Source organism: Bifidobacterium callimiconis (assembly GCF_003952005.1).
Taxonomy (GTDB): domain Bacteria; phylum Actinomycetota; class Actinomycetes; order Actinomycetales; family Bifidobacteriaceae; genus Galliscardovia; species Galliscardovia callimiconis.
The window spans coordinates 340,776-366,820 of sequence record NZ_QXGJ01000001.1; the positions used below are offsets into that span (position 1 = coordinate 340,776).

The window sequence follows — 26,045 nt, forward strand, 5'->3', positions numbered from 1 at the left end:
CGGTGATCGGGACAGATTTCGACGTCACGGCGTGTCGCCCAGAATGACGCGAAACCGCAGCGGATTCGCCATAAGAACGTTCAAACAATCGGCACGTCGTTTTCAGATTTAGGCGGGGGTTTACGTACACTTTTGGTATGGCAAATTCAAATGAAAAGGGCATCCCGCAGCCTGTCAAAGTCGACCAGGCCGCCTTGGATGCCGTCAGCAACGGCGTTTTCTACAACCCGCACACCGTGCTCGGCGTGCACCTCAACGAGGAGGACGGCGAAGGTTTCGCCACCGTGCGTGTACTCAAGCCCCTCGCCAAGACCGTGACCATCATCACCCAGGACGGCGAATGGCAGGCCTGGCATGAGTGGAACGGCGTATTCGTGGCCGTGGTTCCGGCCGCCAAGACCGACGACGGCTACACCGTGCCCGACTACCGTGTGCGCACCGAATACGAGGACGGCTCCTCCTCGCTGGCCGATGACCCCTACCGCTACATGCCCACCGTCGGCGATATGGATATGTACCTGTTCGGCGAGGGCCGTCATGAGCGTCTGTGGGAGGTGCTCGGCGCCCACGTGCACACCTATGACGATGCCATGGGCGAGCCGGACGGCTCCTCCAGCACCACCGTCTCCGGCACCGCGTTCGCCGTGTGGGCCCCCAACGCCCGCGCCGTGCGCGTGGTGGGCGACTTCAACTCCTGGGGCGGCCGTCAGTTCGCCATGCGCGAGCTGGGTTCCTCCGGCATCTGGGAGATCTTCATCCCCGGCATCGGCGCCGGCGAACGCTACAAGTACGAGATCTTCAACGCCAACGGCGAATGGAAGCAGAAGGCCGATCCCATGGAGCGCCAGCATCAGGTGCCGCCGGAGACCGCGTCCATCGTCGTGGACTCCAAGCATGAGTGGCAGGACGACGAGTGGATGGAGCATCGCCGCAACACCGACCCGCACGCCGGCCCCATCAGCATCTACGAGGTCCATGCCGGCAGCTGGAAGGAAGGCATGAACTACCGTCAGCTCGCCGACGAGCTGGTCCCCTACGTCAAGAAGATGGGCTTCACCCACGTGGAGTTCATGCCCCTGGCCGAGCACCCGTTCACCGGATCGTGGGGCTATCAGGTCACCGGCTACTATGCGCCGCAGTCCCGTCTGGGCACCACCGACGATCTCAAGGCCCTGATCGACGCCTTCCACCAGGAGGGCATCGGCGTGATCATGGACTGGGTTCCCGCCCACTTCCCGAAGGACGACTTCGCGCTCGCCCGCTTCGACGGCACGCCGCTGTACGAGGATCCCGATCCGCTGCGCGGAGAGCACCCCGACTGGGGCACCTACGTGTTCAACTTCGGCCGCAACGAGGTGCGTGACTTCCTGGTGGCGAACGCCTGCTACTGGCTCGACGAGTTCCACGTCGACGGCCTGCGTGTGGATGCCGTCTCCTCGATGCTCTACCTCGACTACAGCCGCGAGAACGGCCAGTGGAGGCCGAACATCTACGGCGGACGCGAGAACCTCGAAGCCATCGCCTTCCTCAAGGAGGCCACCGCCACCGCGTACGGCCGCTACCCCGGCACCATGATGATCGCCGAGGAGTCCACCGCATGGCCGGGCGTGACCGCCCCCACCTCCGAAGGCGGTCTGGGCTTCGGACTCAAGTGGAACATGGGTTGGATGCACGATACGCTCGAGTACCTGCACGAATCGCCGATCAACCGCAAGTGGCACCACGGCGAGATCACCTTCTCGATGGTGTACGCCTACTCGGAGCATTACGTGCTGCCGATCAGCCATGACGAGGTCGTATACGGCAAGGGTGCGCTGTTCGGCAAGATGCCGGGCGACGACTGGCAGAAGTACGCCGGCGTTCGCGCCCTGTTCGCCTACCAGTGGGCACATCCGGGCAAGAACCTCACCTTCATGGGCAACGAGATCGCGCAGTACGGCGAGTGGAACTACAAGACCTCCGTGGATTGGGACGCGCTCAACTGGCCGGACCATCAGGGAGTGCAGAAGTTCGTCGCCGACCTCAACGCTCTGTACAAGAAGAGCCCCGAGTTCTGGAGCCAGGACTTCGAACCGTCCGGCTTCCAGTGGCTCACCAGCGACGACGCCGACCACAACGTCCTGAGCTTCATGCGACTGGACAAGGAAGGCAATCCGATCGTCGTGATCGTCAACTTCTCCGGCTCGGCATGGTCCGACTATCAGGTGCCGCTGCCCAAGGGCGGCAAGTGGGTCGAGATTCTCAACAGCGACGCCGAGGAGTATGGCGGCTCCGGCATCGCCAACACCGACATCGTGGCCGAGGAGGAGGAATACCATTCCCGTCCGTACTCGGTGAAGCTCACCGTGCCGGCACTGGGAGCCCTGTTCCTCAAGCCCGAGGAGTGATCCCGTAATGCCCGCGCCCCGTTCGTGAACGGACGCGAAGGGCATCCGTCAGCGTAAGGCCAGGATACTTTTCCTGGCCTTACGTATGATGGTGGACAACAACATGGCAACAACAAGGTGATGTAAGGCAACAATGAACACTATCGATGCACACACCCCCAGACGCACGATCCTCGTCGTCGAGGACGAACCCACGCTGGCCACCGCGATCGCCCAGCGACTGACCGCGGAAGGCTGGAACGCCCGAGTCGCCGGAGACGGGGCCAGCGCGGTGCAGGCCGCCTCCCAGCTCAAGCCCGATCTGGTGATCATGGACATCATGCTGCCGGTGATGGACGGTCTCGAGGCCACCAAGCGCATCGTGGCGAGCCGCCCCGTCCCCGTGCTCATCCTCACCGCCCGCGACGACGAGGCCGACAAGGTGATCGGTCTGGGCGCCGGAGCCGACGACTACATGACCAAGCCCTTCTCCATGCGTGAGCTCATCGCCCGCTGCAAGGCGCTGCTCCGCCGAGTGGAACGCGCCAAGGTCATCGCCAAGAACTCCGAGAACGAGAAGATCCTCGACTTCGGCACGCTGGTGATCGACCCGGCCCAGCGCATCGTAACGCTCGACGGCCACGAGGTGCATCTGACCCCCACCGAGTTCGATTTGCTGGCCACGCTTGCCCGACGCCCCAAGTCGGTGCTGACGCGCGAGAAGCTGCTCGAGGAGGTGTGGGACTGGGTGGACGCCTCCGGTACCCGAACCGTAGACTCGCATGTCAAGGCCCTGCGTCACAAGCTGGGACCGGAACTCATCCGTACCGTGCATGGTGTGGGTTATGCCTTCGAACCGCCGGAAGCCAAGTAAGGGCAAGACGACCCGTCCCTCGCCGAACGCGCGGCGAGGAGAGGAGAAGACGGGGCTCGCCGCGAAACTGGATCGCTGGCGGGATCGCCCGATCGGTATGTTCAGCTCGTTGAAGGCCGAGCTGAGCATACTGATCACGTTGTCCACGGCGATCGCCTTCGTATTGGCATGGCACTTCCTCAAGTGGGGGTGGAGTGGATGGATCGCCATGCCGCTGACCCTGGTCGTGGCTCTGGGCATCACGTATTTCTTCGCCCACGGCCTGACCGCGCCGCTTCGTCAGATGCGTGACGCGGCAGAGGCGATGGCGGCCGGCGACTACACGGTACGCGTGGAAAGCGCCAACGACAGTCGCGACGAGGTCGGTCAGCTCGCCCGATCATTCAATGAGATGGCCGGCGAACTACAGCATGCCGACCAGATGCGCCGGGACATGGTGGCCAATGTCAGCCACGAACTGCGCACACCGGTATCGGCATTGCAGGCGTTGGTGGAGAACATGGCCGATGGCGTGGTCGAGCCCACTCCGGCCAATCTGGAGGGCATCCTCGATCAGACACACAAGCTGTCGGATCTGATCGCGTTCCTGCTCGACATGTCCCGCGTGGAGGCCGGCGCCGCCAGCCTTGAGGTGGAACCGTTCGATTTCGCGGAATTCATCGACGATACCGTCAAACCGCTCGAGATCGCGGACGGCGGGCACGGACACACCATTCATGTCGACGTGCCGGAGCATCTGCGCATGGAAGGCGACCCGAACCGTCTGAACCAGCTGTTCACCAATATCATCGCGAACGCGCTCAAGCACTCTCCCGACGGCACCGAGGTGCTGATCGAAACCCATGAGAACGAGGAGCGGGGCACCATCGTCACGAACGTGGTGAACTATGGTTCGCGTATTCCCGAAGAGGCCCGCAACGATATCTTCCGCCGTTACGTCAAGGGCACGGGACGCCCCGGCACTGGCTCGGGAGGTACGGGACTGGGATTGTCCATCGCCCGCTGGGCCGCGGGACTGCATGGAGGCACCGTCAATGTGGTGCCGGATCCCCGTGGCGCGAATTTCGAGATCGAACTGCCGAAATATCACAGCATCGACGATGACTGATCCCGCTCTGATGGTGCCGGCACGGCGGCGAGCGCAAAGCCCGTACGCACCGGGACGCCGGCACCATGCAGTGCCTGTGCGCATTGGCGCATGGTGGAGCCGGTGGTGATGATGTCGTCGACCAGAATCGATGTGTGGCAGCCGTGCAGCAGGTCACGGTTCACGTGAATGTGATTGCGGAGGCGATCGGAGCGGGCCTTCGCTCCCCCGGTCTGTACGGATTTGGCCTGTGTGCCCGTAATGCTGAGCGCCGGGACGCATCGTGCCCGCACGCCTTGCCGTTGCAGTTCCTCCGTTATCGCGTTGGCCAGGGTGATCGTGTGGAACCGTCCGCGTCGGCGCATGGATGACGGTGTGGATGGTGCCGGTACCACAGCGACGGATGCTGCATGCCCACGATGCCCACGATGGGTGAATAACATTCCGATTTCGCCACTGCGGCGTAGGCAACCGGCGATCAGGTGTCCGAACTCGGCGTCGAGTTCCTGATCATCATGGTCTTTCCACATGAGAATGGCATGACGGACCTCGCCGCGGTACGTGCCGCACGCGTGCACGCGGCCGGAGGCGATCACCGTTGCGGATACCGGTCTGATCACATCGTGGCCGAACAGGCCGGTGCAGGAGTCGCAGAGCACGGCGTCGGGCAGATCGCAGCCGGCGCATCCACGGGGCAGCAGCAGGTCGCGCATCTCCCGTCCCAATCCGATCATGGCGTCCATGATGGATGCCGCATATGGGCGGGGATGTGGGTGCATGTCGGGTCTCGCTTCCGTGGTCTGCTCGTCGGCGTCCGTTACGTTATTCGGCCGTTGTCAGCGACAGCACGGCGGTCAGTCGTCGGATCGCCTCGAGCGTATCGTCGGGGCAGGTGACGCGAATCGCATAGGCTCCGGCCACCGCCGTCGGATAGTCGTTGCCGTCCGGGTCCATACGGTCGCCGATGAATGCGATGCGTCCGATCGGCACGTTGAGAATGGTCGACAGCTGGTGCATGGCGTATGCCTTGTCGATGCCCTTGGCGACCACGTCGACGCTGGTGGAGCCGCCCGAGCGGACGGTCAGCTGGGGTAGGTCGGCCGCCACCGCGGCGGCGAGCCGGTTCTTCTTGGCACGGTCGGGATCCCATGCCTCCTTGGCTGCCACCGGGGCGAGCTGTCCCAATGCGGAGAACGTGATCTGGCTGCCGCGATCCTCCAGCCGGTCGCCCCAGATACGGTCGTCGGGCAGCCACAGCCCCTGTTCCTTGGCGTGTCTGGTCAGGGATGCGATGGCGGCGTCGCGGTCCTCCGGGCTGAGATCATGGGCATAGCGGCACTGCCATGCGGAACCGTTCCACGCGTAGTATCGGGTGCCGCTGGTCGGCATGAGGTGGAGGTTGCGGCGATTCGCCTTGTCGCCGATCATGGCGAGGATCTGATTGGTGAACAGATGGTATTTGCCGCCGGACACCACGGCGCAGGGGATGTGATGGGTCAATTCGGCGAAGGCATCGGCCATGTCACGGGTCATGGGCGTCTTCGATTTGGCCAGTGTGGTGTCCAGGTCGAATCCGACGGCGTCGATCAGTCCGCCCAGTCGATCGTAATCAACTTCGTCCCAGCGGTGAATCATCACGTCGCCCATCAGTCCTCCTTTGACACCTATGAACGCCCACGACAGGCATCCGCATTCCAGCATTATCGCACAATCAGCGCTGCGAACACAGGTCACACGCCATTGTTCACAACGCCTTCCAGAGGTTCGGAGTGTCGGCGCGGACCGGTCCCGTGCAAATGACGTCGACATCAGCACCGCAGGCTAGTGTAGAGGCTCATGACCAAGGAATCCGAGTTCACTTCGCTGCTGCGTGCCACGGGCACCGTATTGCCGTGGGAGCGCAAGATCTATCGTAATCGTCACGGTCGGGGAAGCCGTCAGGCGATGTTCGGCATTCGAATGCCCCGATACCGCACCAAGTCGGGCACGTTTGACGGCATGGTGGTGGCCCAGTTGAAGCGGCTCAACGCCGCATGGCCGGAACTGCTGAAAAACGTGGAGTGCGCGGTGGAGGACGTTCCCCCGTCGGGCCCGGTGTCGTGGGAGACGAAACGCGCGTTTCTGTCACAGGGATTCCCGGCGGAGCATGGTTCCCCCGCACGTATCGTGCTGTATCGCAAGCCGATCGAGCAGCGCAGTCGAGATCGTCTGGACATGCAGTTTCTGATTCGGGACGAGATCGTGGCTCGACTGGCCGATCTGACGGGCCGACATCCCGAGGACATCGACCCGGATTGGGGATTCTGACCGACAGGACCGGCGATGGTGCCGGTCCGTTATTTCGCGATTATCCCGATTGCTTCGATTATTTCACGACGGACAGCGACTGATCGGTGCGCACCTGTGCCTGTGCCGGCATGAGGCTTGACGAGCCGATCACGCCGAGTCCGGCGAGCTGTGCATCGTTCACCGCGCCGACGCTGATCATGGCGCTCCAGACGACTGAGGCGTCGTCATCGTTCATGGTTACCGCGACGACGCCGTCGGCGATGTCGTTGGGGTTGACCGAGACGGCCTTATGCGCGTCGATCGTGACGTCCTTCTCGCCCTTTTGCGTCCCGTCATCGCCATATCCGGTCAGTTTCACCGTGGTCTGGCCGTCGGAGTCGTTCACCATTGCCAACGTGGCGTTCACGCCGTCCGGTATCGCGACCGCGCCGGACGCCACCGCAACGGTGCCGTTCGTCAGCGAGAAATCGGTCTGGCTGTCGGAGGATTCAGAGCAGATCGCCGACGCATACGCGGCGGCGGAGCTTTCCACGCGCACGCCCAGAACGCCGTCCGGCGCCTTACCGAGTGACACCGTCTTGACCGTATTGGCGGACACATTGTCCTTCTTCGCCTCGCTGGTGCCTGAATCGGTGATCCAGGAGAGCGTTACGTCACTCCCCTGTTCGGCGTACAGATTCACGGTGACGTCCTGTCCCGCGCCGACGCCGGCGATCGTGGCATCGGTGGAGGCCGTGGACGGCAATGCGGTGGCATAGTCGGAGCCACGCGGGGTGAGCCCTTCGGCGTGGACTACACGCACGACGGCGGCCACCGGGGCGCCGCTGCTGGTCAGGGACAGGTACAGGCCGTCCTGGGACGGTGCCGCGGCGGAGACGTCCACCACGGTCTGCGACTTGCCGGCCACGGTCACCTTGCTGTCGGTGGACGAGGCGATGGCCTTATCGGAGCCGGTGCCCCACATGTTCAGCGACACGGTGGTCGACTTCTCCGACGGGTTGGCCAGCACGAGCTGCTGCGTCCAGCCGGTCTGGGTGGCCGGCAGCAGGAAGGACTGGCGTAGCTGGGCGGATGCGCACTGCACGGCCGAAACACCTCGCAGATCACCTTCGGTGGCCCATGACGCGCTCGCCGCGGCGGAACCGGAGCCCTTGCCGACCTCCAGCATCTTGGCGGTGAGCAGCAGCGGGTCGGCCGCGATGTCGGAACCATGCACGAACGCCTTGGTCGAATCGGTCAGGTCGATGTCCGCGGTGTCCTGCTTGGTGTTGCCGTCCAGCGACGAGACGACGGTGCTGTACATGGAGCCGAACGTGGCGAACCGCGCCTTGCCGGTGATGTTGCCTTCCGAGATCTGGTAGGCGGAGTCGCCGTAGGTGCCGGTGTCGGCGAGCTGCATGCGTGCCGGGCAATAGGTCTGCAGTGTGGTCTGCCCCACGCTGACCGTGTGGAAGCCCGGCTGCGCATCGGATCCGTCGACCAGCCAGCCGGCCGGCGCAACGACCGCGAGCAGGCCGAACACGGCCAACAGAACGATCGCGGTGATCGAGGAGACGACCACCTTGCCGAGGGTGCCCCATATGCTGCGGGAACGCCGCGCGGTCGAACGTGATGATCTGCTCATGCCTGTCCCCCATTGACGTTAATTCGACGGAACCGCGGGAATGCGACGATGCAGTACAGCGCCACGACGATTCCCATGCACCAGACCCAGGCCAGACGCCATCCATCGGCCAGCGCACGGGATTCGGCGCCGGTGTCTATGCCGATGTTGCCGCCGGACGTGGTGGTCAGGCGCACATAGGTTCCGGACTCGTTGCTCACCACGGACTGCGTGCCGCCGCTGGCGAGAATGTTCGACACCAGATCACGGCCCGCGGCATCGTCGGAATACGGAATATAAAGACCGCCGATACCCAACGACGCCAGCGTGCTCACCGCGGAGTCGTCGTTGCTCTGCAGCAGGCTGGCCACGGCCTTGGACACCTGACGCGACGTCTTGTCCTGGGGCTGCGAAACCGCGCGCGCGTTGATGACCGGCGAATTGTCGATGAAATCGCCCTGACCGCTGCGCATGAACGCATAGTCGACGGATGTGGACGATTCGGCGCTCAACGCGAGAACGCGATGCCCCGGATCGGCGGCGAGATAGTCCTGCGCGATCAGCGGAAGCTCATGGTCCTGCACGGCGAGATGCGCACCCTGCTGCACGCGCACGCCGCATATCGATCCCCACAGTCCCAGGCATGCGGCCAGTAGCAGCACCAGTGCGGCACGAGCCACGATGATGAGATTGCGACGGCCGTAGAAGCCCCGATGACGGGATTCGATGCGGGCCGCCGAGTCGCCGTCATCGCGTACCAGCAATGGAGAGAACGGGCGCACGGCGCGGCCGGCGACGATGCACACGCAGGCGAAGACGCCGACCATCATGAACGCGAGTCCGGGCAATGCGGTGCCGGCGATCGGCGCATCCACGCCGGGAGCCACCGCCACGCGTACCGCAATGATCGCGGTCAACGCGCCCATCAGGACGATGGTCCACATCATGCGGGACGCGCGCAACGCGAACGGCAGGAACAGGGCGACCACGGCCACGACGACGATCAGCACCACGGTGGCAAGCACCGCGGCCGATTCGGGGTTGCGCAGCATGGACAGCACCGGGGATGCGGTTCCCTCGGAAACACCCATGGCCTCGCCGAGAATGCCGAGCAGGCTCGCCGATCGGACGGATCCGTTTACCGCGGTCGTCGGCACCATCATGTCGGCGAACAGCTGACGGTAGGACCCGTCATTGAGGTTCAGCACCACGTTAAGCAATGTGGGCGCGAGCAGGAAGGCGCCGGTGACCGGAATGAGCAGCAGCATCACACGATGCGAGCGCACCATGACGAGGAACGCCAGGAAGACCGCCACCAGCGGCAGTACCAGCTGGGGTTCGCATGCCACCACCACGGCCAGGCAGAGGGACGCGAGTCCGGCGGACTGCACGGATGCGGTGGGGGTGAGCACGGCCTCGGTGTGGTACATGCCCACGGCACGGAACACGAATGCCATGCCGGCCGGCAGAAAGACCATCACCATGAGCATCGGCAGGTTGCCCTGGGCGTAGAGTCCCAGCATGCCGCCGAACATGCACCACAGCAGACCGGTGGCGACACGCACCGAATTGGATCGGGTGAAGATGCCGGCGAGCGCCCAGAACGACAGTGCCGACAATGGCGCCGCGAGGAAGACGATGAGCGCCATCGCCGCGGTGACGTGTCCGAGAGTGGCCGTGGTGGCCACCATGAGGATCAGCAGGAACGGCGCGGGCGGCGCCGGAGTGCCCATGCCGTTGGCGTAGGTGAAGACGCTGGTCGCCGATTCGGCGATCTGGGCGAGGCTGGCCGACGAGGGTACGAGCGTTGCGGAGTGGAAGGACGTGCCGGCGGTCAGCGCGGTGAAGACGCTGAGATTGGACAGGATGCCGGCGACGAAGGCCAGCAGCAGCATGGCGCTCACCCAGAGGAACCGGCGGCGGCGCTGGGCGCGCAGATGCGCGAGCGCGAGCGGGCTGAGCAGCGTGGTGCCCTGCGAGTCGGCGAAGGCGGCGCGGCGTTCTCGCCATTGGGCGATCTGGTCGCGTCGGGCGACGAGTACGGACAGCTGGCGCAGGCTTATGGTGGCCTGGCTGGCCACTTTGCGTCGTACGCCTGCGCCTCTGGGCATCCAAATGAGGGTGCGCCACGGCGTGCCGAGTTCGCAGAGGGCCTCGTAGGGGCGTTTGCGGGCCAACTGGGTGAAGGCGAGCACGAAGGCCATGAGGAAGCGTAGAAGCCAGACGGGAAGCCACATGATGCCGCGGATGTCGGTGAAGCGGTAGCGTTCGCGGGCGTCGGCCTTCATGGCGTAGGGGTTGATTGAGGTGTGATTGCCGGTGGCGTGCCCATTGTGGGTGCGCAGTCCCTCGAAGCGTGCGCGCCGGTGGCGGATGGCGCTGCGCGGTACGACGAGGACGCGGCCTCCGGAGAGGCAGACGCGTCGGCAGAAGTCAGCCGATTCGGCGAATGGTCCCATGTGGGGGCTGGTGCCGCCGAGGTCGGTCCAGGTCTGCAGGGAGACGAGTGCGCCGGCGAGGTCGACCGCGTAGACGTCCTGTCGGGCGTCGTACTGTTCCTGATCGGGTTCTCCGTCGACCACGAGGGAGACGATGCCATGGCTGCGGGTGGCGTAGGAGCCGACGTCGTGCAGGTGATCGCCCTCCCAGGCGAGCTGCTTGCAGCCGAGCACGGATGCCGTCGGGGCGTTGCGCCAGGCTTCGATCATGGTGTCGAGGCAGTCGTCGCTCGCGGGACGGGAGTCGTCGTGAAGCAGCCAGAGCGCGCGGATGGCCGGCGTGAGCCGGGCGTGGCCGATGGCGAGTCGTATCGCGTCGCCGAACGTGGCGGCGCCGTTGGCGCCGACGATCTGAATATCGATGTCGTGCACCATGCTCGTCTGTTCACGATCATAGGAACCGTAGACGGGCGTGGCCAGTCGGAATGCGCATCGTACCGCGGTCTGCGTCCCCCCGGTGCAGTCGGCGATGACGATGATGCCGGGCAGTGTGGTCTGTGCCAGTACGGCGTTGAGCGTGTCGGGCAAGTATCGGGTGTCGGATTCCACGCAGATCACGGCCGCAATGGAGGAGTCCACCTCCTGTCCGGTCTGCGCCCTGTGGCCGGAAAGTACGGAGCCGACCGTCTCCTGTATGCCTTGGGCCTCATCCATAACAGATTTCATCTTCTCCACTGTATGACAACCCGGGCGAACACGGCGTATCCGTCAGGCTTGTTCTTTACCATGTTCTTTCTTATACCGGCGACGCTCGCGCTCGCTCATGCCGCCCCAGATGCCGAATCGCTCATCGTGGTCGATGGCCCATTTGAGGCATTGCTCGCGTACCTCGCACTGGGAGCATACGCGTTTGGCGTCCCTGGTGGATCCGCCCTTTTCCGGGAAGAACGCCTCGGGGTCGGTCTGGGCGCACAACGCCTTGTGCTGCCATGACACGTCCTCGTCGGTGTCGAACAATCCCCACAGTTCGAACAGTGCGCGTTCGGCCGCCTCCGGTGTGGCAGAGTCGGAATCGTCGCCCTTTTGGGAATCGTCGAACACTCCCCACATGCCGAAAACCTCCCAAAAATATGCCGTGAAACGCCTTCCGGTACGGAAGACATGGTAAATTACACACTTGTCACTCAGTTTTTGTCAAGTTTAAGGGGTGTCGTTACCGACAAAATTCATATGGAGTGGTAAAGGCGTGTCGATATGTGCCGCCGGCTAATGGAAGGGTGTTGTAAACAATTCCCGTTTCACGGTCGTGCCGTACACCCATCGTCGAAAGATGAGTCTGTATAGTACAGGCTCGTCGGCCTTTGCGACCGCACCCCCGTTGTCTTCCATACCCGGCAGAAAGGCGTTCCCGTGGCATCACACCGCCCAAGCAATTCCCGAGGCAGGTACACCGCCCCCAATCTGGCGAATCACGGGGGCGCCAGACCGCTCCATTCGCTCGGGTACACGGTGAGCCACAAGCTGCGCACCACGATCGCGCTGGCGCTGGTCGCTCTCTTCGCGTTTGTCGCCACGGCCACGGGAGCCACCGCCAGCAACCTGTTCGCCCTGATCAACGACAGCAAGACGGCGGTTCTGGGACAGTCGCACGTGAAGTCCAATCAGGTGATCGACCCGAACGCCGGCAAGACCGTCAATATTCTTGTGCTGGGTCAGGATACCCGCGAGGGCGAGGCGAACGCGGCCATCGGCGCCGGCGGCTCCGCTTCGGACCACCAGTCCGACACGGCCATGATCGTGCAGATCTCGGCCGACCGCAGCTACATCAACATCGTGTCGATCCCCCGCGATTCGATCGTGGACGTTCCCAGCTGCAACACGACCAACGGCACGGTGCCGGAACGTCATAACGCACAGTTCAATTCAATCTTCGCGCTGGGCTATACGACCGGCGGCGACGTGGCATCCGCAGCCAGCTGCACGCTCAACGCGGTCAACTCGCTGACCGGGCTGGACATCTCCCAGTTCGTGGTGGCCGACTTCGCCGGTCTGAGCTCCATGATCGACGCCGTCGGCGGCGTGGACATCTGCGTGAATCAGGATATGAAGGACGACACGACCGGCATCGATCTGACGCAGGGCATGCATCATCTCGACGGCGTGGCCGCCACGCAGTACGCCCGCGTGCGCCATGTTGGCGACGGCACCGACATCATGCGCACCACCCGTCAGCAGTATCTGGTCAAGTCGCTGCTTCGCGAGGCGTCGAGCAAGAATCTGTTCACCCAGACGAACCAGCTGTATCAGCTGGCCACCGCCGGCATCCAGTCCCTGAAGATGAGCGACGGCCTGGCCGATGTCGGCGTGCTGGTCGGACTGGCCGCCGCGCTGAAGAACCTCGATACGTCGAAGATCTACGCGCAGACCGTGCCGGTGACCGAATGGGCGCGTGACCGCAACCGCGTGGTCTGGACCAAGGATGCCGACGATCTGTGGAAGAAGCTCGCCGAAAGCAAGCCGCTGACCGTCGCCGACGACTCCGATTCCAAGGACTCCTCCTCGAACAGCAAGGATTCGAAGGACTCGTCAGAATCGTCGAGCGCGTCTCCCTCGGAGACCGCCTCGGCCACGCCGTCCGAATCGTCGGACAGCCAGCAGGCGGCCGGCTCCACGAATTCCTCCGACGCCTCCGCGTCGGCCAGCGCCGATTCGACGCCCGACCCGGTGACCGGACTGATCACCAAGGCCGACGGCACGCTCGTGGATCCGAACACGGGTGGCATCGTGGATCCCAAGACCGGAACCATCCGCGATCCCAACACCAGTCAGGCCATCGGCATCGCCGACGCCTACGTGAACAGCACGTTCTGTGCCGTTACTGAGAAGGAATAACCGTCTCCGGTCTCAGACCGGACATTATGCGGCATAGTCAGGTGAGCACCGCATTCGCCACGAGAGGAGATTCATGAACGGCACGCCGGAGACCACGCCCCCGAGTTTCATACCCTCAGGGGCACCTCGTCGCCGTTCCATGCCATCTCAGCCCGCCGCAGAGCAGCCCCAGTCCTTCCAGCCTCGCAGACACACGCCCAGGCGCGCGAATACGGCGGCGCCGACATCGCCGGCAACGGACGCGACCGTACCGCCAAGCTTTTCTCCGGCGGGCACGGCACGACGTGCGGAACCCCGTTCGTCCTCCGGATCGGGCAACCACACGGCCTCCCCGTCCGCAGGATCCTCCGTCAGCCGCGATGATGAATTCGCTGCATTCCAGGGAGCGGAATCCGAAGCTTCCTGGTCCTCGCCTCGTGCCGACCATCGGTCCTTCGCCGACCGTCAGCCGTTCGGCACGCAACGCACGCGACAATTCGATCGTTCCCCGCTGCGCCGCCCCGGTCGCGGACATGTCAGGGCCGTGGGACCGCATCATATCCGTCATCGCGTGCTGACGGTGTTGGCAGCGCTGATCGTCGTGATACTGGTGGCGCTGATCGGTCTGGTCAACTGGATCAATGGGCAGCTCACCCACAAGGACATGCTCTCGTCGATGGCCAACACCCCTGCCGCCACCTGGCTGATTCTGGGCTCCGACGAACGCGACGGCACCGCAGGCACGGGCACCGAGCAGGATGTGCCCGGCTCCCGAACCGATTCGATTCTGGTGCTTACCCGCCCCAAGAGCGGAGCCAGCTCGCTGATTTCCATCCCCCGCGACTCCTACGTGACCGTGGACGGTCAGGACATGAAGATCAACGCCGTGGCCACGATGAGCGGCTACGGCGCCCTGGTCGAACAGGTGGAGAGCATCACCGGCATGAAGATCGATCATGTGGTGCAGATCGGATTCGGCGGCGTGGAGAAGGTGGTCGATGCGATCGGCGGCGTGGAACTGTGCTACGACCGTACGGTGAACGACGCCAACTCCGGTCTGGTGTGGGAGGCCGGATGCCATCAGGCCGACGGCGGCACCGCGCTGGCGTTCTCCCGTATGCGCTACTCGGATCCGACCGGCGACATCGGCCGTGCCGCCCGACAGCGCCAAGTCATCGCGGCCGTGGCGAAGAAGGCGTCCTCCCCCTCGGTGCTGACCAACCCGGCCACGGTAAGCAAACTTATGAAGGCCGGCCTGTCCTCCCTGACCGTGGACGAGAAGACCGGCGCGTTCGATCTGCTGTCCATGGCCCTGGCGTTCAAGGCCGCCACGGGAACCAAGGGCGTGACCGGCAGCGTCTACTACACGAATACCGACTACTATCCGAAGTCCGGCATCGGTTCGACGGTGCTGCTCAACGAGTCGAAGAACACCGAACTGTTCAACCAGCTCGAGGCCGGCACCCACGATCCCGGCACGGTGGGCGGACAGTAGCCACGGCCCGCGTAATCGCGGACGAATCCACATTGGCGCACATTCCTCGCTATCCCTTGCGCATATGACCGTACTCGGCCCAGACTCGGGTCATGGTTACCATACGACACACATCACGTACACGGGCCGGCTCTCGCACAGCAGGAGGCGACGGCTCGGGATTGCTGCTGCTGTCCATGATCGCACCAGTGGCCGGTCAGGCCATGATGCTGGTGATGATGATCATCGAACGACGATGGATGTTCGTGGGACTGATCGTCCCCGGCCTCATCGGATGCCTCGCATCGGCGTTGGCCAATATCGCGATGCGCCGCCGCGCACGATCGGAGGCGGAAGACAACACGCCGAACGCACTGTCCGACGAACTCGGCGGCGGGTTTGGCGCCTCTCAGGACGATCGCGACGCCGAGGCCGCACGACAATGCGCCGCCATGCACATGGAGCTTGAGGAGCTGCTTGGCATGGAGGCCAAGGACGTGCCTTCGGCCTGGAAAGTTATGGCCCGACGGTGGGAGCGCTCCCGCTGTGCACAGGACCGGGGAGACCGGAGTCTGCTCGCCTCGCTGCACACCGTGCCCGTGGGCATAGGACCGACCGGCGTATTCACGATCAACATGCCGAAACAGGGACCGCACGCGCTGGTCGCCGGCACCACAGGCTCCGGCAAATCGGTGCTGCTGGAATCATGGTGCCTGTCATTGGCCAGTCGGTTCCCGCCATCCATGCTGAACTTCGTGTTTCTGGATTTCAAGGGAGGTTCGGCGTTCCGTGTGCTGCATCGTCTACCGCACACCGTCGGTTTCGTCTCGGATCTTGATCTCAAGCACGCGGTACGCGCCCTACGGGCCATGGAGCTGGAACTCAAGCGCCGGGAGATGATCGTCTCCCGCGCGCATGTGGCGGACGTCAACGAGCTGAAGCATCCTCCGGCCCGCATCGTCGTGGTCATCGACGAATTCCATGCGCTCAAACGTCAACTGCCTGATTATCTGACCCAGCTGACCGCATTGGCGGCGCTGGGTCGCTCCCTCGGCATGCACCTCATCGCCTGCACGCAGAATCCGCTCGGCCAGGTCAGCGGAGAGATGAAGGCGAATATCGGACTCAATATCTGTCTGCGGGTGCGCGATCCCATGCAGTCGTCCGAACTGCTCGGATCGAAGGCCGCGGCGCTGATCAGTCCGCAGGCGCCTGGCGTCGCATTCGCCTACGGGGGTGAAGAACGGGAGGCGTTCCGGTGCGCGGTTCCCGTATCCAGTGAGACGCTGACTCGTGGCGGGCAATGGGCATGCCGTTTCCTCGGCGAACAGACGCCGCCACCATTGTTCTCGCCACCGCTGCCCCAGCGCATCGACGCCGAGGACGAGACCATCGGCACCGGCGCCGAACCGGATGCACCGCTGTATATCGGAGTTGCCGATACCGGGGTCACACTCGAACCGTTGCTGCTGCCATTGGATCTGGGCAACATCGCCATCGTCGGATCAGGCCCCCGCGGCAAGACCACGATTCTGTCGGCGATCGCACGACTGTTGTCCGTACGCGACGGCGTGGAGGCCATGGTCACGGTCAAGACCCCCGACGGGTACGTCACCACGTCTTTGCCGACAACGAATCATGCATCGGAACACGAAGACCCCTCCCCCACCGACGCGCGGCCGCGAACCCGAATATGGCTGGTCGATGATGCGGATGACCTGCTTGATCCCATGGGACGTGGCGCCGAGCACGACGACTTTCAGGAGGCGCTGGCCGACTCCCATCGTGTCGTGATCTTCACGCTGAACGCGGCGAGGCATCTGCGGTTCCCCGACCATTGCGGCGTCCGCCTGGTGTTTCCCACCGGGGATCGTGCCATCGACATGATGGCCGGCGTGCCGACGCAGGTGCTGGCCCAGTTCGACGGCGACGATGTGCGCATTCCCGGACGTGCGGTTCTGCTGGTGCAGGGCGCCGCCACGCCGGTGCAATGCCATGATTGTGCCCCATTCTGGTGAATCTTGCGCCCAGTTGCGTAAAAACCCTTGAAAAATCGTGCCATTCGTGGTTTGCTCATACATGAGAGTTTTGTATTTCGTTTGGGATCGAGGACACTTATGAGCAGTGCATACGATTGGCGCGCGAAGGCCGCTTGCCGCGACAAGGACCCGGAGCTGTTCTTCCCCGTGGGCAACACCGGTGCCGCCTACCAGCAGATCGAGGAGGCCAAGGCCGTCTGCCGCACCTGCAAGGTCATTGACGCCTGCCTGAAATGTGCCATGGACACCAATCAGGACTACGGCGTGTGGGGTGGCCTGAGCGAGGACGAGCGTCGCGCCCTGAAGCGTCGCGCCATGCGCGCACGTCGTTCCGCGGCTCTGCAGATGCAGGCCTGATCGGCTGTCGCATACGGACGTATTCATATACAAGGAAGGTCCTGATTCTAGCTCCTGTCATAGGAGTCCGGAATCAGGACCTTCCTCTATATGCGTCCGACCGTGGTATTCCGGTTCACACGGTGGTCACTGTGCGGCGCGCAGTTTCATGTCGAGCACCACGCGGGTGCCGCCGTCACGACGCGGCTCCCAACGTACGGAACCGCCGAAGTCGTTCTTCACGAACGTGTTGATGATCTGCGTGCCGAGACCCGAGCCGCTGGAACGTGCCATGCCCTGATCGGATTCCGACGTGTAGCCGATGCCGTCATCCTCCACGACGATGTTGAGGCTGCTGCCGCCACGTCCCACGGAGATCCACACATTGCCTTCGGTACGGCCCTGGAAGCCGTGCTCGACGGCGTTAGTGACGAGCTCGGTGAGCACTAGGGACAGCGGCGTGGCGTCCTGGGCGGGCATCATGCCGAACTTGCCCAGATACGAGATGCGAATGTGCTGGTCCTTGCTGGTGGCGAGATCCACACTCATGCGCAGCAGGTCCGCGATCACCTTGTCGAAGTCGACGATCTCGTCGGCGGTCTGGCTCAGGCCCTCGTGCACCACGGCGATGGTCTCCACGCGGCGCATGGCCTCCTCAAGCTCGGACTTGACCTCGGGGGACTTGGTGCGGCGGGCCTGCAGACGCAGCAGTGCGGACACGGCCTGCAGATTGTTCTTCACGCGGTGGTGGATCTCGGCGATGGCCGCATCCTTGGTTTCCAGTTCCTTTTCACGGCGGCGGACCTCGGTCACGTCGCGGCAGAGCACCACCGCGCCGGTGCGGCCGTGCGGGCCGAAGAAGGGCATGGAGCGCAGGGACACCGTGGAGCGGTTGGCGTTAATCTCCGAATCGACGGCGGCCTTGCCGGCAAGCACCAGCGGCAGCGTCTCCGGCAGTATGTCGTTCTCGTGGATCAGCGACGTGCCGATCTGGGAGAGGGACTGGCCCTCCATGACGCCGATGGATCCGAGCCTGCGGAAGCAGCTGATCGCGTTCGGGGAGGCGTATTCGACGATGCCGTCCTCGCTGAGCACGATGAAGCCGTCGGACACGCGGGCGTTGTGACGCTGGTTGAGGATGGCGTCGCGATAGGGGAAGGTGCCGGCAGGGATCATCTCGAACAGGTTCTTGCCCGCCGCGATGCTTTCGGATTCATAACGACCGTTGAGCATGCGGGTGGCCATGTTGGTCTCGCGTACCACCACGCCCAGCACCTTGCCCTCTCGGCGCACCGGTGCGTAGACGTCGCATACCGTGGTGTTGCCCACGGCACGGTAATGGTCGAGCCGAGAGATCTTCTGTTCGGTCATGGCCTTGGAGATCGCACGGGCGTCCTCGCCCTCGATCGTCGAGCCGACCATGTCCTCGAACCGTACCGACATGACGGTGGAGGGACGGCACTGTCCGGCCACGACGTATTGGCCGTTCGCACCGGGAAGCACCAGCAGCAGGTCGGCGAAACTCAGGTCGGCGATGACCTGCCAATCGGCCACGAGGTGATGCAGCCATTCGCGATCCGCATCGTCGAAATCCGGATTATTCGCTACAAGATGTGAAAAATCAACCATGGTACTTATGCTAGCGGGTAGTCGGGGGAAAACGGGGGCCGACACGGCTCCGACACCGTTCCGCCGCATATCGGATGACGGGATTGACACAGAAGCTACGGTGGCGTAAGTTACGGTGACGTAGGTAACACGAAAGGAGACCCATGGCGAAGCAGTCGGAGGGGGAAACGACCAGGACGCAGACGGTTTCCGGCAATCGGATGGCGCCGACGAATGATCTGCCCGACCCGGAACAACTGGAACGCACACGCAAGGCGGTGCGCGCGGCATATCTCAAGGAGCGGCAGGCCAAGGCCGACGAAGTACGCGCCTACGCCCGCGCCAAGGCCGACCGCGTCATCGCCAAGGGCGAGCTCAAGGCGCAACGCATCATGGACAAGGCGCACGGCATCCGCAAGATCCGTCTTGACGTACACGGCCGCCCCAAGCCGCTGATGCGCGGCTGGATCCACGCCTTCGCCACGCCATTGGCGCTGGCCGCCGGCATCGTGCTCATCTGCCTGTCTCCCACGGCGCAGCTCAAATGGGCGTGCGCCGCATTCATGACCTGCTCGCTGATCCTGTTCGGCAATTCGGCCATCTACCATCTGGGCGACTGGTCACCCAAGGTCACCGACGTGCTGCGCCGCATCGACCACGTCAACATCTTCCTGCTCATCGCCGGCACGTACACGCCGGTCTCGTTCGCGCTCGAACCGTTCTGGAGAAACCTGATCCTCGGCAGCATCTGGTCGTGCACGCTGGTCGCGCTGCTCATCCATGTGGTGTGGATCTCCGCGCCGCGCTGGCTGTACACCATCGTGTACATCATCTTCGGCGTATCCGGGGCCGCGTTCCTCGGACTGTTCTGGATATCCCCCCATGCGGGGCCGGTGGTCGTCTGGCTCATCGTCGCGGGCGGCATCTGCTATATCGCCGGCGCCATCGTCTACGGTCTGCGCAGGCCGGACCCGTGGCCCAAGGTCTTCGGATTCCACGAGATCTTTCACTGCGGCACCGTGGCCGGATACGCCTGCCACATGGTCGCCATCTATTTCGTGATCGTCAGCATCATGCTGGCGCAGTGATCACGTCGACGTTCACAAAGCCCGCCATATATGACAAGGCTCGTTCCCCATACGCGTGGGGAACGAGCCTTGTTGGAAGCGAGAGAAAATCACTCGTCGCCGAGCGGCTTGGCGGCCTTGACGGTCACCTTGATCTCACGGCCGTTGGGAGCCTTGTAGCTCACCGTGTCGCCGACGCTGGCGCCCATGACGGCGGCGCCGATCGGGGACTCGGGGCTGATGATGTCGTAGTCGGTGGCGGCGGCCAGATCATGCGCGCCAAGCACGTACACCATCTCATTGCCCATAAGATCGAGCGTGACCAGCGAACCGTTGCCGACCTTGCCTTCCGGCGGGGCCTGCAGGATCTTGGCGTCGCGCAGCTTGACGGTCAGCTCCTCGATACGTCCCTGGTTCTTGCGCTGGGCCTCGCGGGCGGCCTGATAGCCGCCGTTCTCGCTCAGATCGCCTTCGGCGCGGGCCGCGGCCACCTTGGCGATAATCTCGTCGTGCAGCTTGCCCTCGCGGTACTGCAGCTCCTCCTGGAGCTTGTCGTATGCCTCCTGCGTCAGCAGCAGGACCTTATCGTCTGCCATATGTGAAACCTCCTGGATCACATGTTGTTGGTAATCGCCGTTCTCATCCATCGACCGTCCCCGTACGAACCCGTGCGGACGGTGCGATGCACGTCAGCGAGTGGAGATGATGTCGATCACAAACACCAGCGTGTCACCGCCGCCGATGCCGGCCTGCGGAACGCCACGGGAGCCATAGCCGTACTCCGGCGGGATGGACACGACCAGACGGGAGCCGACGTTGTGACCCGGAACGGTCTGGTCCCAACCCTTGATGACCTGACCGACGCCGATGCCGAAGCTGGCCGGCGAATGACGTTCGAAGCTGGAGTCGAACGGGGCCTGCTTGCCCCACACCACACCGTGATAGTTCACGGTCACGGTATCGCCCTTGCGGACCACCGGGCCGTCGCCCTCGATGATCTCAACGCTCTTGAGGCCCTTGGGCGCGGTTTCGGTCGGGAACTCGATCTCCGGCTTGGCACCGAACTCGGTGTTCACCTTGGGCATGGTCGAATCGCTCATCTGTCACTCCTTACACGAATATGTGGGCACGCCCGACCGGCATGCGGACAAGCGTGGCATATAACCGTTAAACGTATACGCAGTCGGAGACAGTTGCAACCCGCTGCATCATCAGGCGGTCGCATGACGGACGACATGACGGATGCGACGGACGCTCCGCCGTCGACGAGCACGGTCAGTACAGCATGGCGTAGAACCGCCACAGGTAGAAGACCCCCAGAACCGTGACCACAAGCAGCACGACGCCGATCGTGATCGCGGCGGCCCGTCGTTGCGCCAGACGCCTGCCGAACAGCGCGGCGCACAGGTACGACACCAGTCCGATGATCACGCAGTTGAACACGATGGCCCACAGGTTTCCGCGGGAGATGGGATCGATGCCGACCGGTTCGAGTACGGAGTTGATGAACGTGGGATAGAGCAGACCGCCCCAGATGCCGAACGACAGTCCGCCGATCACCGCATAGCAGATGGGTGCTCGGCGCTCCGGGAAGTTATGGGAGAGATTGTCGGCCATCCAGAGGAACGCGAATCCGAGGACGAGCACGAACAGTACGGCGAGCATACATGCCACGGCGATCCACGGGATGAGCGCGAACGCCCCGGACGCCATGGAGATGATCATCGGCGCGCAGATGATCTCGCATACGCACATCACCCCGGCCGCGATGATGGCCTGGGTGAGCATGAGCGGCAGGGCCTTCGGCTCCGCGGCGGCATGCGAATGCGCCTTCGACATGTGCGCGGCAGCCCGCGCGGTCTGTGATGTGGTTCCATTCTGTCGAGTCATGCGCATCATAGTGCCACGCGTTTCGAAAAACCACGTTACGAACGGGCATCGGTGACCGCATGGCGGACGCCATTCGCGAAACGGTGCCCCCGGCGGGACTCGAACCCGCAAGCCGAAGCGGCTGATTTTAAGTCAGCTGCGTATACCGATTTCGCCACAGGGGCGCGTCGGCAAAATGCCGACTTGGCTATTATGCCACGATCTGGGACGGGAATGCGCACCCGCCTCGGAAAAATTCGTGTTACCGTGCGGCCAATGTTCTGCGACCCAGATCCAGAACGATACCGTCAAGCAGTCCGTGCTCGCTGGTCACGTAGGAATTGAGTACGCGGCGGGTGTGATCGCGCACCGCGTCGCCGATGCGGTTGAGCACGCAGTTCCACACCAGTGCGCCGCCGCCGATCACATCGATGCGGCCGGGGTGGATGACCGGATACTCGCGGCGTTCGGCGCGGGTCATGGTCAGCACCTTCTCGCAGGTGGAGCAGGCGTCGGCAAAGCCGATCACCGCGCCGTCCACGGCGTCGCGATCATATTCCCGGAGGCCGAGCGCGATGCCGGTCATGGTGGTCACCGTACCGGACACGCCGATCAGCGTGCCGGTCCTCCACGCGGGAACCTTCTCGAACGCCTCGTCGATGTGCTCGTTGATGTCGGCCACGGCCTGATCGATCTCGTTGCGGGTGGGCGGATCGCTGAGCAGGTGACGCTCGCTCATACGCACCGAACCGATGTTCATGGAGAACGCCGCAGCCACCTGATCGACCGACACGTCCGTGCCGTCGCCGCCGATGACCATCTCCGTGGAGCCGCCGCCAAGATCGATGACCGTGTACGGCGCGGGGGGCAGCTGGTCGCCGAACTGGGTGTGCAGCACCGACGTCGCACCGAGGAAGCTCAGACGGGCCTCCTCCGTGCCGGGGATCACGTCGGGACGCACGCCGAGGCGCTTCTCCACCTCGTCTTCGAACTCCTCACGGTTCTGCGCGTCGCGAGTGGCGGACGTGGCCACGAATCGCAGCGCGTCCACGGGATGCTCCCTGAGCACGTCGGCGAACTCGTCGATGGCACGGTAGGTGCGTTCGAGCGCGTCGTCGGCAAAACGGTGCGTCTTGTCAACGTCCTGTCCCAGGCGGACCACACGCATGATGCGGGGCACCTCGACGCGCATGCCACGCTCCCCCACCGTGGCGACCATGAGTCGGATCGAATTCGTGCCGCAGTCAATGCCAGCAACACGCACTTCCCGTACGTCGCTCATCGTGCATCATCCTTTCGGGACTCCTCCGCGGCGTCGGCACCGTATGGCACCGCGCAGCGGCATACATTCGGATCGAACTGCGGCTTCACTCGACGCAGCACGTCATCGGCCACGGGATTCACGCCCGCTCCCATGACCAGCGCCTGTCCGGTCAGCGCGTGCAGGCACTTGACGCGCACGGGCATGCCACCGGCGCTGATACCTTCGATGTGGCTTTCGTCGTCGCCCAGACGCTCGGCCAGCTGGTGACGGAACTCGAGATACATTTCATGCGCACGCTCATAGGCGGCCTTCGTCTCGGGATCGTCCTGCACCTGACGCGTGTATTCCACCATATCGCCATCGGCCTCCAGACGGGACACAGCCTTCACGGCCTCCGGCGAGGTGAGATAGCAGGTGGTGGGGAACGGGATGCGCCCCTCGACCAGAGGACGGGTGATCACGGCCAGCGGATTGCCGCACACGCAACGGGCTCCGACCGCGACCATGCCACGGGGGAACCTTCCCAGCTGACGCTGCACCACGTCGATGTCGCGCTGGTCGAGTTCCTCGCCCAGACGCTCCTGCAGAATCGTCGTCACCTTGCGGATGTCGTCGTTGTTCATTGACCTTCCTTCGTGTTGTTGGATTCGGTGCCGGTGGAACCGCCGGTGTTGGAACCACTGGTGGCCGAACCGGTGGATGCGGATCCGGTGCCGCCGGCCGTGCCGTTCGATTCGGCGGATTGCGATCCCGAGGCGTTCTTGGAATCGTTTTTCGAGGTGCCTTCGTCGGCCTTGCTCAATGACGAGAATAGGTCCTTGTACCAGGGCTTGGTCTGTTCCGTGGTCGCCGTCGAGGTCTTGTCGTTCCCCGTTGCGGCGCCTCCCGTCACGGCTTCGGGGTGGAGCACGCGCACCGAGCGTTCTCCGGGGAAGACGAACCCCAGACGCTCTCGTGCCTGTGCGGTGACATAGGCGTCATCGTCCCAGCGTTTGATGTCGTTTTCCAGTTCGGCCTTTTTGGCCACCAGAGCGGCTTCCTGATTGCGCAACGAATTCAGTTCGGCCAGATTCAACGCATACGTATGGAAGGTGGACAGCAGCTGGATCGATCCGAGAATCACGATGATCACGGCGATGAAGAACGTCAGCGGCATGGTCGACGACCGGGTGGAGACGCCGGTTTTCCCCTTGGATGCCGGTTTCCTGTTCGTGGCCTTTGCGGCTTTCGAGGTTTTGCCGACTTTGCCTGTGCCTTTGACGGTCTTGGCCCCTTTCCCACCGCGAGGGGTTGATGTGACACCCGGTTTGTTCATAGCTATGAAAATACCCGCCGCATTCGACGAGGAATGCGGCGGGCATGCGCCAGACGTCAATACCGGGCAAATCGTCTATTCAGACATGATGCCTGTGGACGTGACGTCGGTGAAGGGCATCGCTCAGGCAGCGATGTACTTCTTGCAGGCCTTGAAGGCGCTGTAGCCGGCGTACTGAGCGGTGGAACCGAGCTCCTCCTCGATCTCGAGCAGGCGGTTGTACTTGGCGATGCGCTCGCCACGGGCCGGAGCACCGGTCTTGATCTGACGGGTGTTCTTGGCCACGGCCAGATCGGAGATGGTGGTATCCGGGGTCTCGCCGGAACGGTGGGACACCATGGAGGTGTAGCCGTTGGCGGTGGCCAGCTCGATGGCGTCGAGGGTCTCGGTCACGGTGCCGATCTGGTTGAGCTTCACCAGCAGGGAGTTGGCGGCGCCCATGTCGATGGCCTTCTGCAGACGCTTCGGGTTGGTGACCAGCAGGTCGTCGCCGACGAACTGCAGACGATCGCCGAGGCGGGCGGTGATGGCGGCCCAGTCTTCCCAGCCCTCTTCCTGGAACGGATCCTCGATGGAGACGATCGGGTACTCGTTGATCAGGTTCTCGTAGTAGTCCAGCATGTAGGCGGACTCGCGGTCCTCACCGTCGAAGTGGTACTTGCCGGTCTCCTTGTTGTAGAACTCGGAGGAAGCCACATCGAGGGAGATGCCGATCTGCTTGCCGGGCTCGTAGCCGGCGGCGGAGATGGCGTCCATGATGTACTTGATGGAGTCCTCGTTGGACTTCATCTTCGGAGCGAAGCCACCCTCGTCGCCGAGGCCGGTGGCCAGGCCTTCCTTCTTCAGGACGTTCTTCAGGGTGTGGTACACCTCGACGCCGGCGCGCAGGGCGTCGCTGTAGGTCTCGAAGCCGTACGGGGAGATCATGTACTCCTGGATGTCGGTGGCGAAGTCGGCGTGAGCACCACCGTTCATGATGTTCATGTTCGGCACCGGCAGGATGTGGCCGTTGGTGCCGCCGATGTAGCGGTACAGCGGCTGGTCGGTGGACTCGGCGGAAGCGTACAGAGCGGCCAGGGAGACGCCCAGGATGGCGTTGGCGCCCAGCTTGCCCTTGTTCGGGGTACCGTCGAGCTCGATCATGGTCTCGTCGAGAGCACGCTGATCGGCAGCGTCCATGCCGATGACGGCCGGAGCGATGACCTCGTTGACGGCCTTGACGGCGTCGAGAACACCCTTGCCCTGGTAGACGGACTTGTCGCCATCGCGACGCTCCCAAGCCTCAGCCTCACCGGTGGAAGCACCGGAGGGAACGAGGCCCAGACCCTGGGCGCCGTCCTCGGTGTCGAGGACGACCTCAACGGTCGGGTTGCCGCGGGAATCGAGAATCTGGCGAGCGTAAACGCTTTCAATTGCTGCCACAACTACTCCTTAAGACAAAATGTTGTGCTGACGAACATTAAGAGTAATGCCTTTTATGGACGAAGGACGATGTTCCATCAGCGTGTTTTCCAAAATACGGCGTGGCGCGTCCACCGGCGGAAC

Annotated in this window: 23 protein-coding genes and 1 tRNA gene; 9 read left to right on the forward strand and 15 right to left on the reverse strand. The window is 63.6% G+C overall.

What is annotated here, in order from left to right; genetic code table 11:
- Positions 1 to 137: 137 nt before the first annotated feature.
- The 3 genes from glgB to D2E23_RS01505 all read left to right on the forward strand — a co-directional run bounded on the left by glgB (position 138) and on the right by D2E23_RS01505 (position 4,348).
- A complete protein-coding gene (glgB, locus tag D2E23_RS01495) occupies positions 138 to 2,387 on the forward strand; it encodes a 1,4-alpha-glucan branching protein GlgB (protein WP_126029226.1) in 2,250 nt (749 codons plus the stop codon).
- Positions 2,388 to 2,520: 133 nt separating this feature from the next.
- Entirely contained in the window at positions 2,521 to 3,240 is a 720-nt protein-coding gene (locus tag D2E23_RS01500; protein WP_126029227.1) for a response regulator transcription factor, read from the forward strand.
- Between the two features lie 97 nt (positions 3,241 to 3,337).
- A complete protein-coding gene (locus D2E23_RS01505) occupies positions 3,338 to 4,348 on the forward strand; it encodes a sensor histidine kinase (protein WP_240541543.1) in 1,011 nt (336 codons plus the stop codon).
- Here the strand turns inward: D2E23_RS01505 and D2E23_RS01510 are convergent.
- Positions 4,327 to 5,106: a ComF family protein gene (locus tag D2E23_RS01510; protein WP_126029229.1), complete on the reverse strand. Its 780-nt coding sequence runs from the start codon at positions 5,104 to 5,106 to the stop codon at positions 4,327 to 4,329. The two genes, D2E23_RS01505 and D2E23_RS01510, sit on opposite strands and share 22 nt — an antisense overlap.
- A gap of 43 nt (positions 5,107 to 5,149) precedes the next feature.
- Entirely contained in the window at positions 5,150 to 5,974 is an 825-nt protein-coding gene (locus D2E23_RS01515) for an HAD-IIB family hydrolase (protein ID WP_126029230.1), read from the reverse strand.
- A 189-nt stretch (positions 5,975 to 6,163) separates the two neighbouring features.
- On the opposite strand from D2E23_RS01515, the gene D2E23_RS01520 reads away from it, so the two are divergent.
- Positions 6,164 to 6,634 (forward strand): metallopeptidase family protein, encoded by a 471-nt coding sequence (locus D2E23_RS01520; protein ID WP_093961475.1) that lies wholly within the window; start codon positions 6,164 to 6,166, stop codon positions 6,632 to 6,634.
- A 58-nt stretch (positions 6,635 to 6,692) separates the two neighbouring features.
- Here D2E23_RS01520 and D2E23_RS01525 read toward each other — a convergent pair whose 3' ends face one another.
- From D2E23_RS01525 to D2E23_RS01535, 3 genes are read right to left on the reverse strand one after another with little or no spacing between them, the layout of a single operon-like run.
- Positions 6,693 to 8,240: a DUF5719 family protein gene (locus tag D2E23_RS01525; protein ID WP_126029231.1), complete on the reverse strand. Its 1,548-nt coding sequence runs from the start codon at positions 8,238 to 8,240 to the stop codon at positions 6,693 to 6,695.
- Positions 8,237 to 11,383, reverse strand: coding sequence for a glycosyltransferase family 2 protein (locus D2E23_RS01530; RefSeq protein ID WP_126029232.1), 3,147 nt, complete (start codon positions 11,381 to 11,383; stop codon positions 8,237 to 8,239). The genes D2E23_RS01525 and D2E23_RS01530 overlap by 4 nt, the downstream gene beginning before the upstream one ends.
- Before the next feature lie 42 nt (positions 11,384 to 11,425).
- Positions 11,426 to 11,767: a WhiB family transcriptional regulator gene (locus D2E23_RS01535; protein ID WP_240541516.1), complete on the reverse strand. Its 342-nt coding sequence runs from the start codon at positions 11,765 to 11,767 to the stop codon at positions 11,426 to 11,428.
- Positions 11,768 to 12,166: 399 nt separating this feature from the next.
- Here D2E23_RS01535 and D2E23_RS01540 point away from each other — a divergent pair, with 399 nt between their 5' ends.
- The gene (locus tag D2E23_RS01540; protein WP_126029233.1) at positions 12,167 to 13,549 is read left to right on the forward strand and encodes an LCP family protein; all 1,383 of its coding nucleotides are present in this window, start codon (positions 12,167 to 12,169) and stop codon (positions 13,547 to 13,549) included.
- Between the two features lie 147 nt (positions 13,550 to 13,696).
- On the opposite strand, the gene D2E23_RS11765 is transcribed toward D2E23_RS01540, so the two are convergent.
- Positions 13,697 to 13,867 carry a hypothetical protein gene (locus D2E23_RS11765; protein WP_240541515.1) on the reverse strand — a complete coding sequence of 57 codons (171 nt, stop codon included), beginning with the start codon at positions 13,865 to 13,867 and terminating at the stop codon, positions 13,697 to 13,699.
- A gap of 205 nt (positions 13,868 to 14,072) precedes the next feature.
- On the opposite strand from D2E23_RS11765, the gene D2E23_RS01545 reads away from it, so the two are divergent.
- The 3 genes from D2E23_RS01545 to D2E23_RS01555 all read left to right on the forward strand — a co-directional run bounded on the left by D2E23_RS01545 (position 14,073) and on the right by D2E23_RS01555 (position 17,398).
- Positions 14,073 to 15,023 (forward strand): LCP family protein, encoded by a 951-nt coding sequence (locus tag D2E23_RS01545; RefSeq protein ID WP_241227164.1) that lies wholly within the window; start codon positions 14,073 to 14,075, stop codon positions 15,021 to 15,023.
- 176 nt (positions 15,024 to 15,199) lie between these two features.
- Positions 15,200 to 17,020: an FtsK/SpoIIIE domain-containing protein gene (locus D2E23_RS01550; protein ID WP_164520620.1), complete on the forward strand. Its 1,821-nt coding sequence runs from the start codon at positions 15,200 to 15,202 to the stop codon at positions 17,018 to 17,020.
- 99 nt (positions 17,021 to 17,119) lie between these two features.
- Complete coding sequence (locus D2E23_RS01555) at positions 17,120 to 17,398, forward strand: WhiB family transcriptional regulator (RefSeq protein WP_093961469.1); 279 nt, start codon at positions 17,120 to 17,122, stop codon at positions 17,396 to 17,398.
- 126 nt (positions 17,399 to 17,524) lie between these two features.
- Here D2E23_RS01555 and D2E23_RS01560 read toward each other — a convergent pair whose 3' ends face one another.
- On the reverse strand, positions 17,525 to 19,006 hold the full coding sequence (locus D2E23_RS01560; protein ID WP_126029236.1) for a sensor histidine kinase: 1,482 nt from the start codon (positions 19,004 to 19,006) through the stop codon (positions 17,525 to 17,527).
- Between the two features lie 200 nt (positions 19,007 to 19,206).
- On the opposite strand from D2E23_RS01560, the gene trhA reads away from it, so the two are divergent.
- A complete protein-coding gene (gene trhA, locus D2E23_RS01565) occupies positions 19,207 to 20,073 on the forward strand; it encodes a PAQR family membrane homeostasis protein TrhA (protein ID WP_126029369.1) in 867 nt (288 codons plus the stop codon).
- 89 nt (positions 20,074 to 20,162) lie between these two features.
- Here the strand turns inward: trhA and D2E23_RS01570 are convergent, their stop codons facing one another.
- From D2E23_RS01570 to eno, 8 genes are all read right to left on the reverse strand, one after another.
- On the reverse strand, positions 20,163 to 20,648 hold the full coding sequence (locus D2E23_RS01570) for a GreA/GreB family elongation factor (protein ID WP_093961467.1): 486 nt from the start codon (positions 20,646 to 20,648) through the stop codon (positions 20,163 to 20,165).
- A gap of 93 nt (positions 20,649 to 20,741) precedes the next feature.
- Positions 20,742 to 21,152, reverse strand: a complete 411-nt coding sequence (locus D2E23_RS01575; RefSeq protein ID WP_126029237.1) for an FKBP-type peptidyl-prolyl cis-trans isomerase — start codon at positions 21,150 to 21,152, stop codon at positions 20,742 to 20,744.
- 175 nt (positions 21,153 to 21,327) lie between these two features.
- Complete coding sequence (locus D2E23_RS01580; RefSeq protein WP_126029238.1) at positions 21,328 to 21,942, reverse strand: 4-hydroxybenzoate polyprenyltransferase; 615 nt, start codon at positions 21,940 to 21,942, stop codon at positions 21,328 to 21,330.
- 84 nt (positions 21,943 to 22,026) lie between these two features.
- Positions 22,027 to 22,106 (reverse strand) — tRNA-Leu (locus D2E23_RS01585).
- Positions 22,107 to 22,183: 77 nt separating this feature from the next.
- Positions 22,184 to 23,203, reverse strand: a complete 1,020-nt coding sequence (locus D2E23_RS01590) for a Ppx/GppA phosphatase family protein (RefSeq protein WP_126029239.1) — start codon at positions 23,201 to 23,203, stop codon at positions 22,184 to 22,186.
- Positions 23,200 to 23,808 carry a DUF501 domain-containing protein gene (locus tag D2E23_RS01595; RefSeq protein ID WP_126029240.1) on the reverse strand — a complete coding sequence of 203 codons (609 nt, stop codon included), beginning with the start codon at positions 23,806 to 23,808 and terminating at the stop codon, positions 23,200 to 23,202. The genes D2E23_RS01590 and D2E23_RS01595 overlap by 4 nt, the downstream gene beginning before the upstream one ends.
- Complete coding sequence (locus D2E23_RS01600; RefSeq protein WP_126029241.1) at positions 23,805 to 24,500, reverse strand: FtsB family cell division protein; 696 nt, start codon at positions 24,498 to 24,500, stop codon at positions 23,805 to 23,807. Before D2E23_RS01600 ends, D2E23_RS01595 begins: the two co-directional genes overlap by 4 nt.
- Positions 24,501 to 24,623: 123 nt before the next feature.
- Positions 24,624 to 25,922 carry a phosphopyruvate hydratase gene (gene eno, locus D2E23_RS01605; RefSeq protein ID WP_093961461.1) on the reverse strand — a complete coding sequence of 433 codons (1,299 nt, stop codon included), beginning with the start codon at positions 25,920 to 25,922 and terminating at the stop codon, positions 24,624 to 24,626.
- Positions 25,923 to 26,045 lie beyond the last annotated feature (123 nt).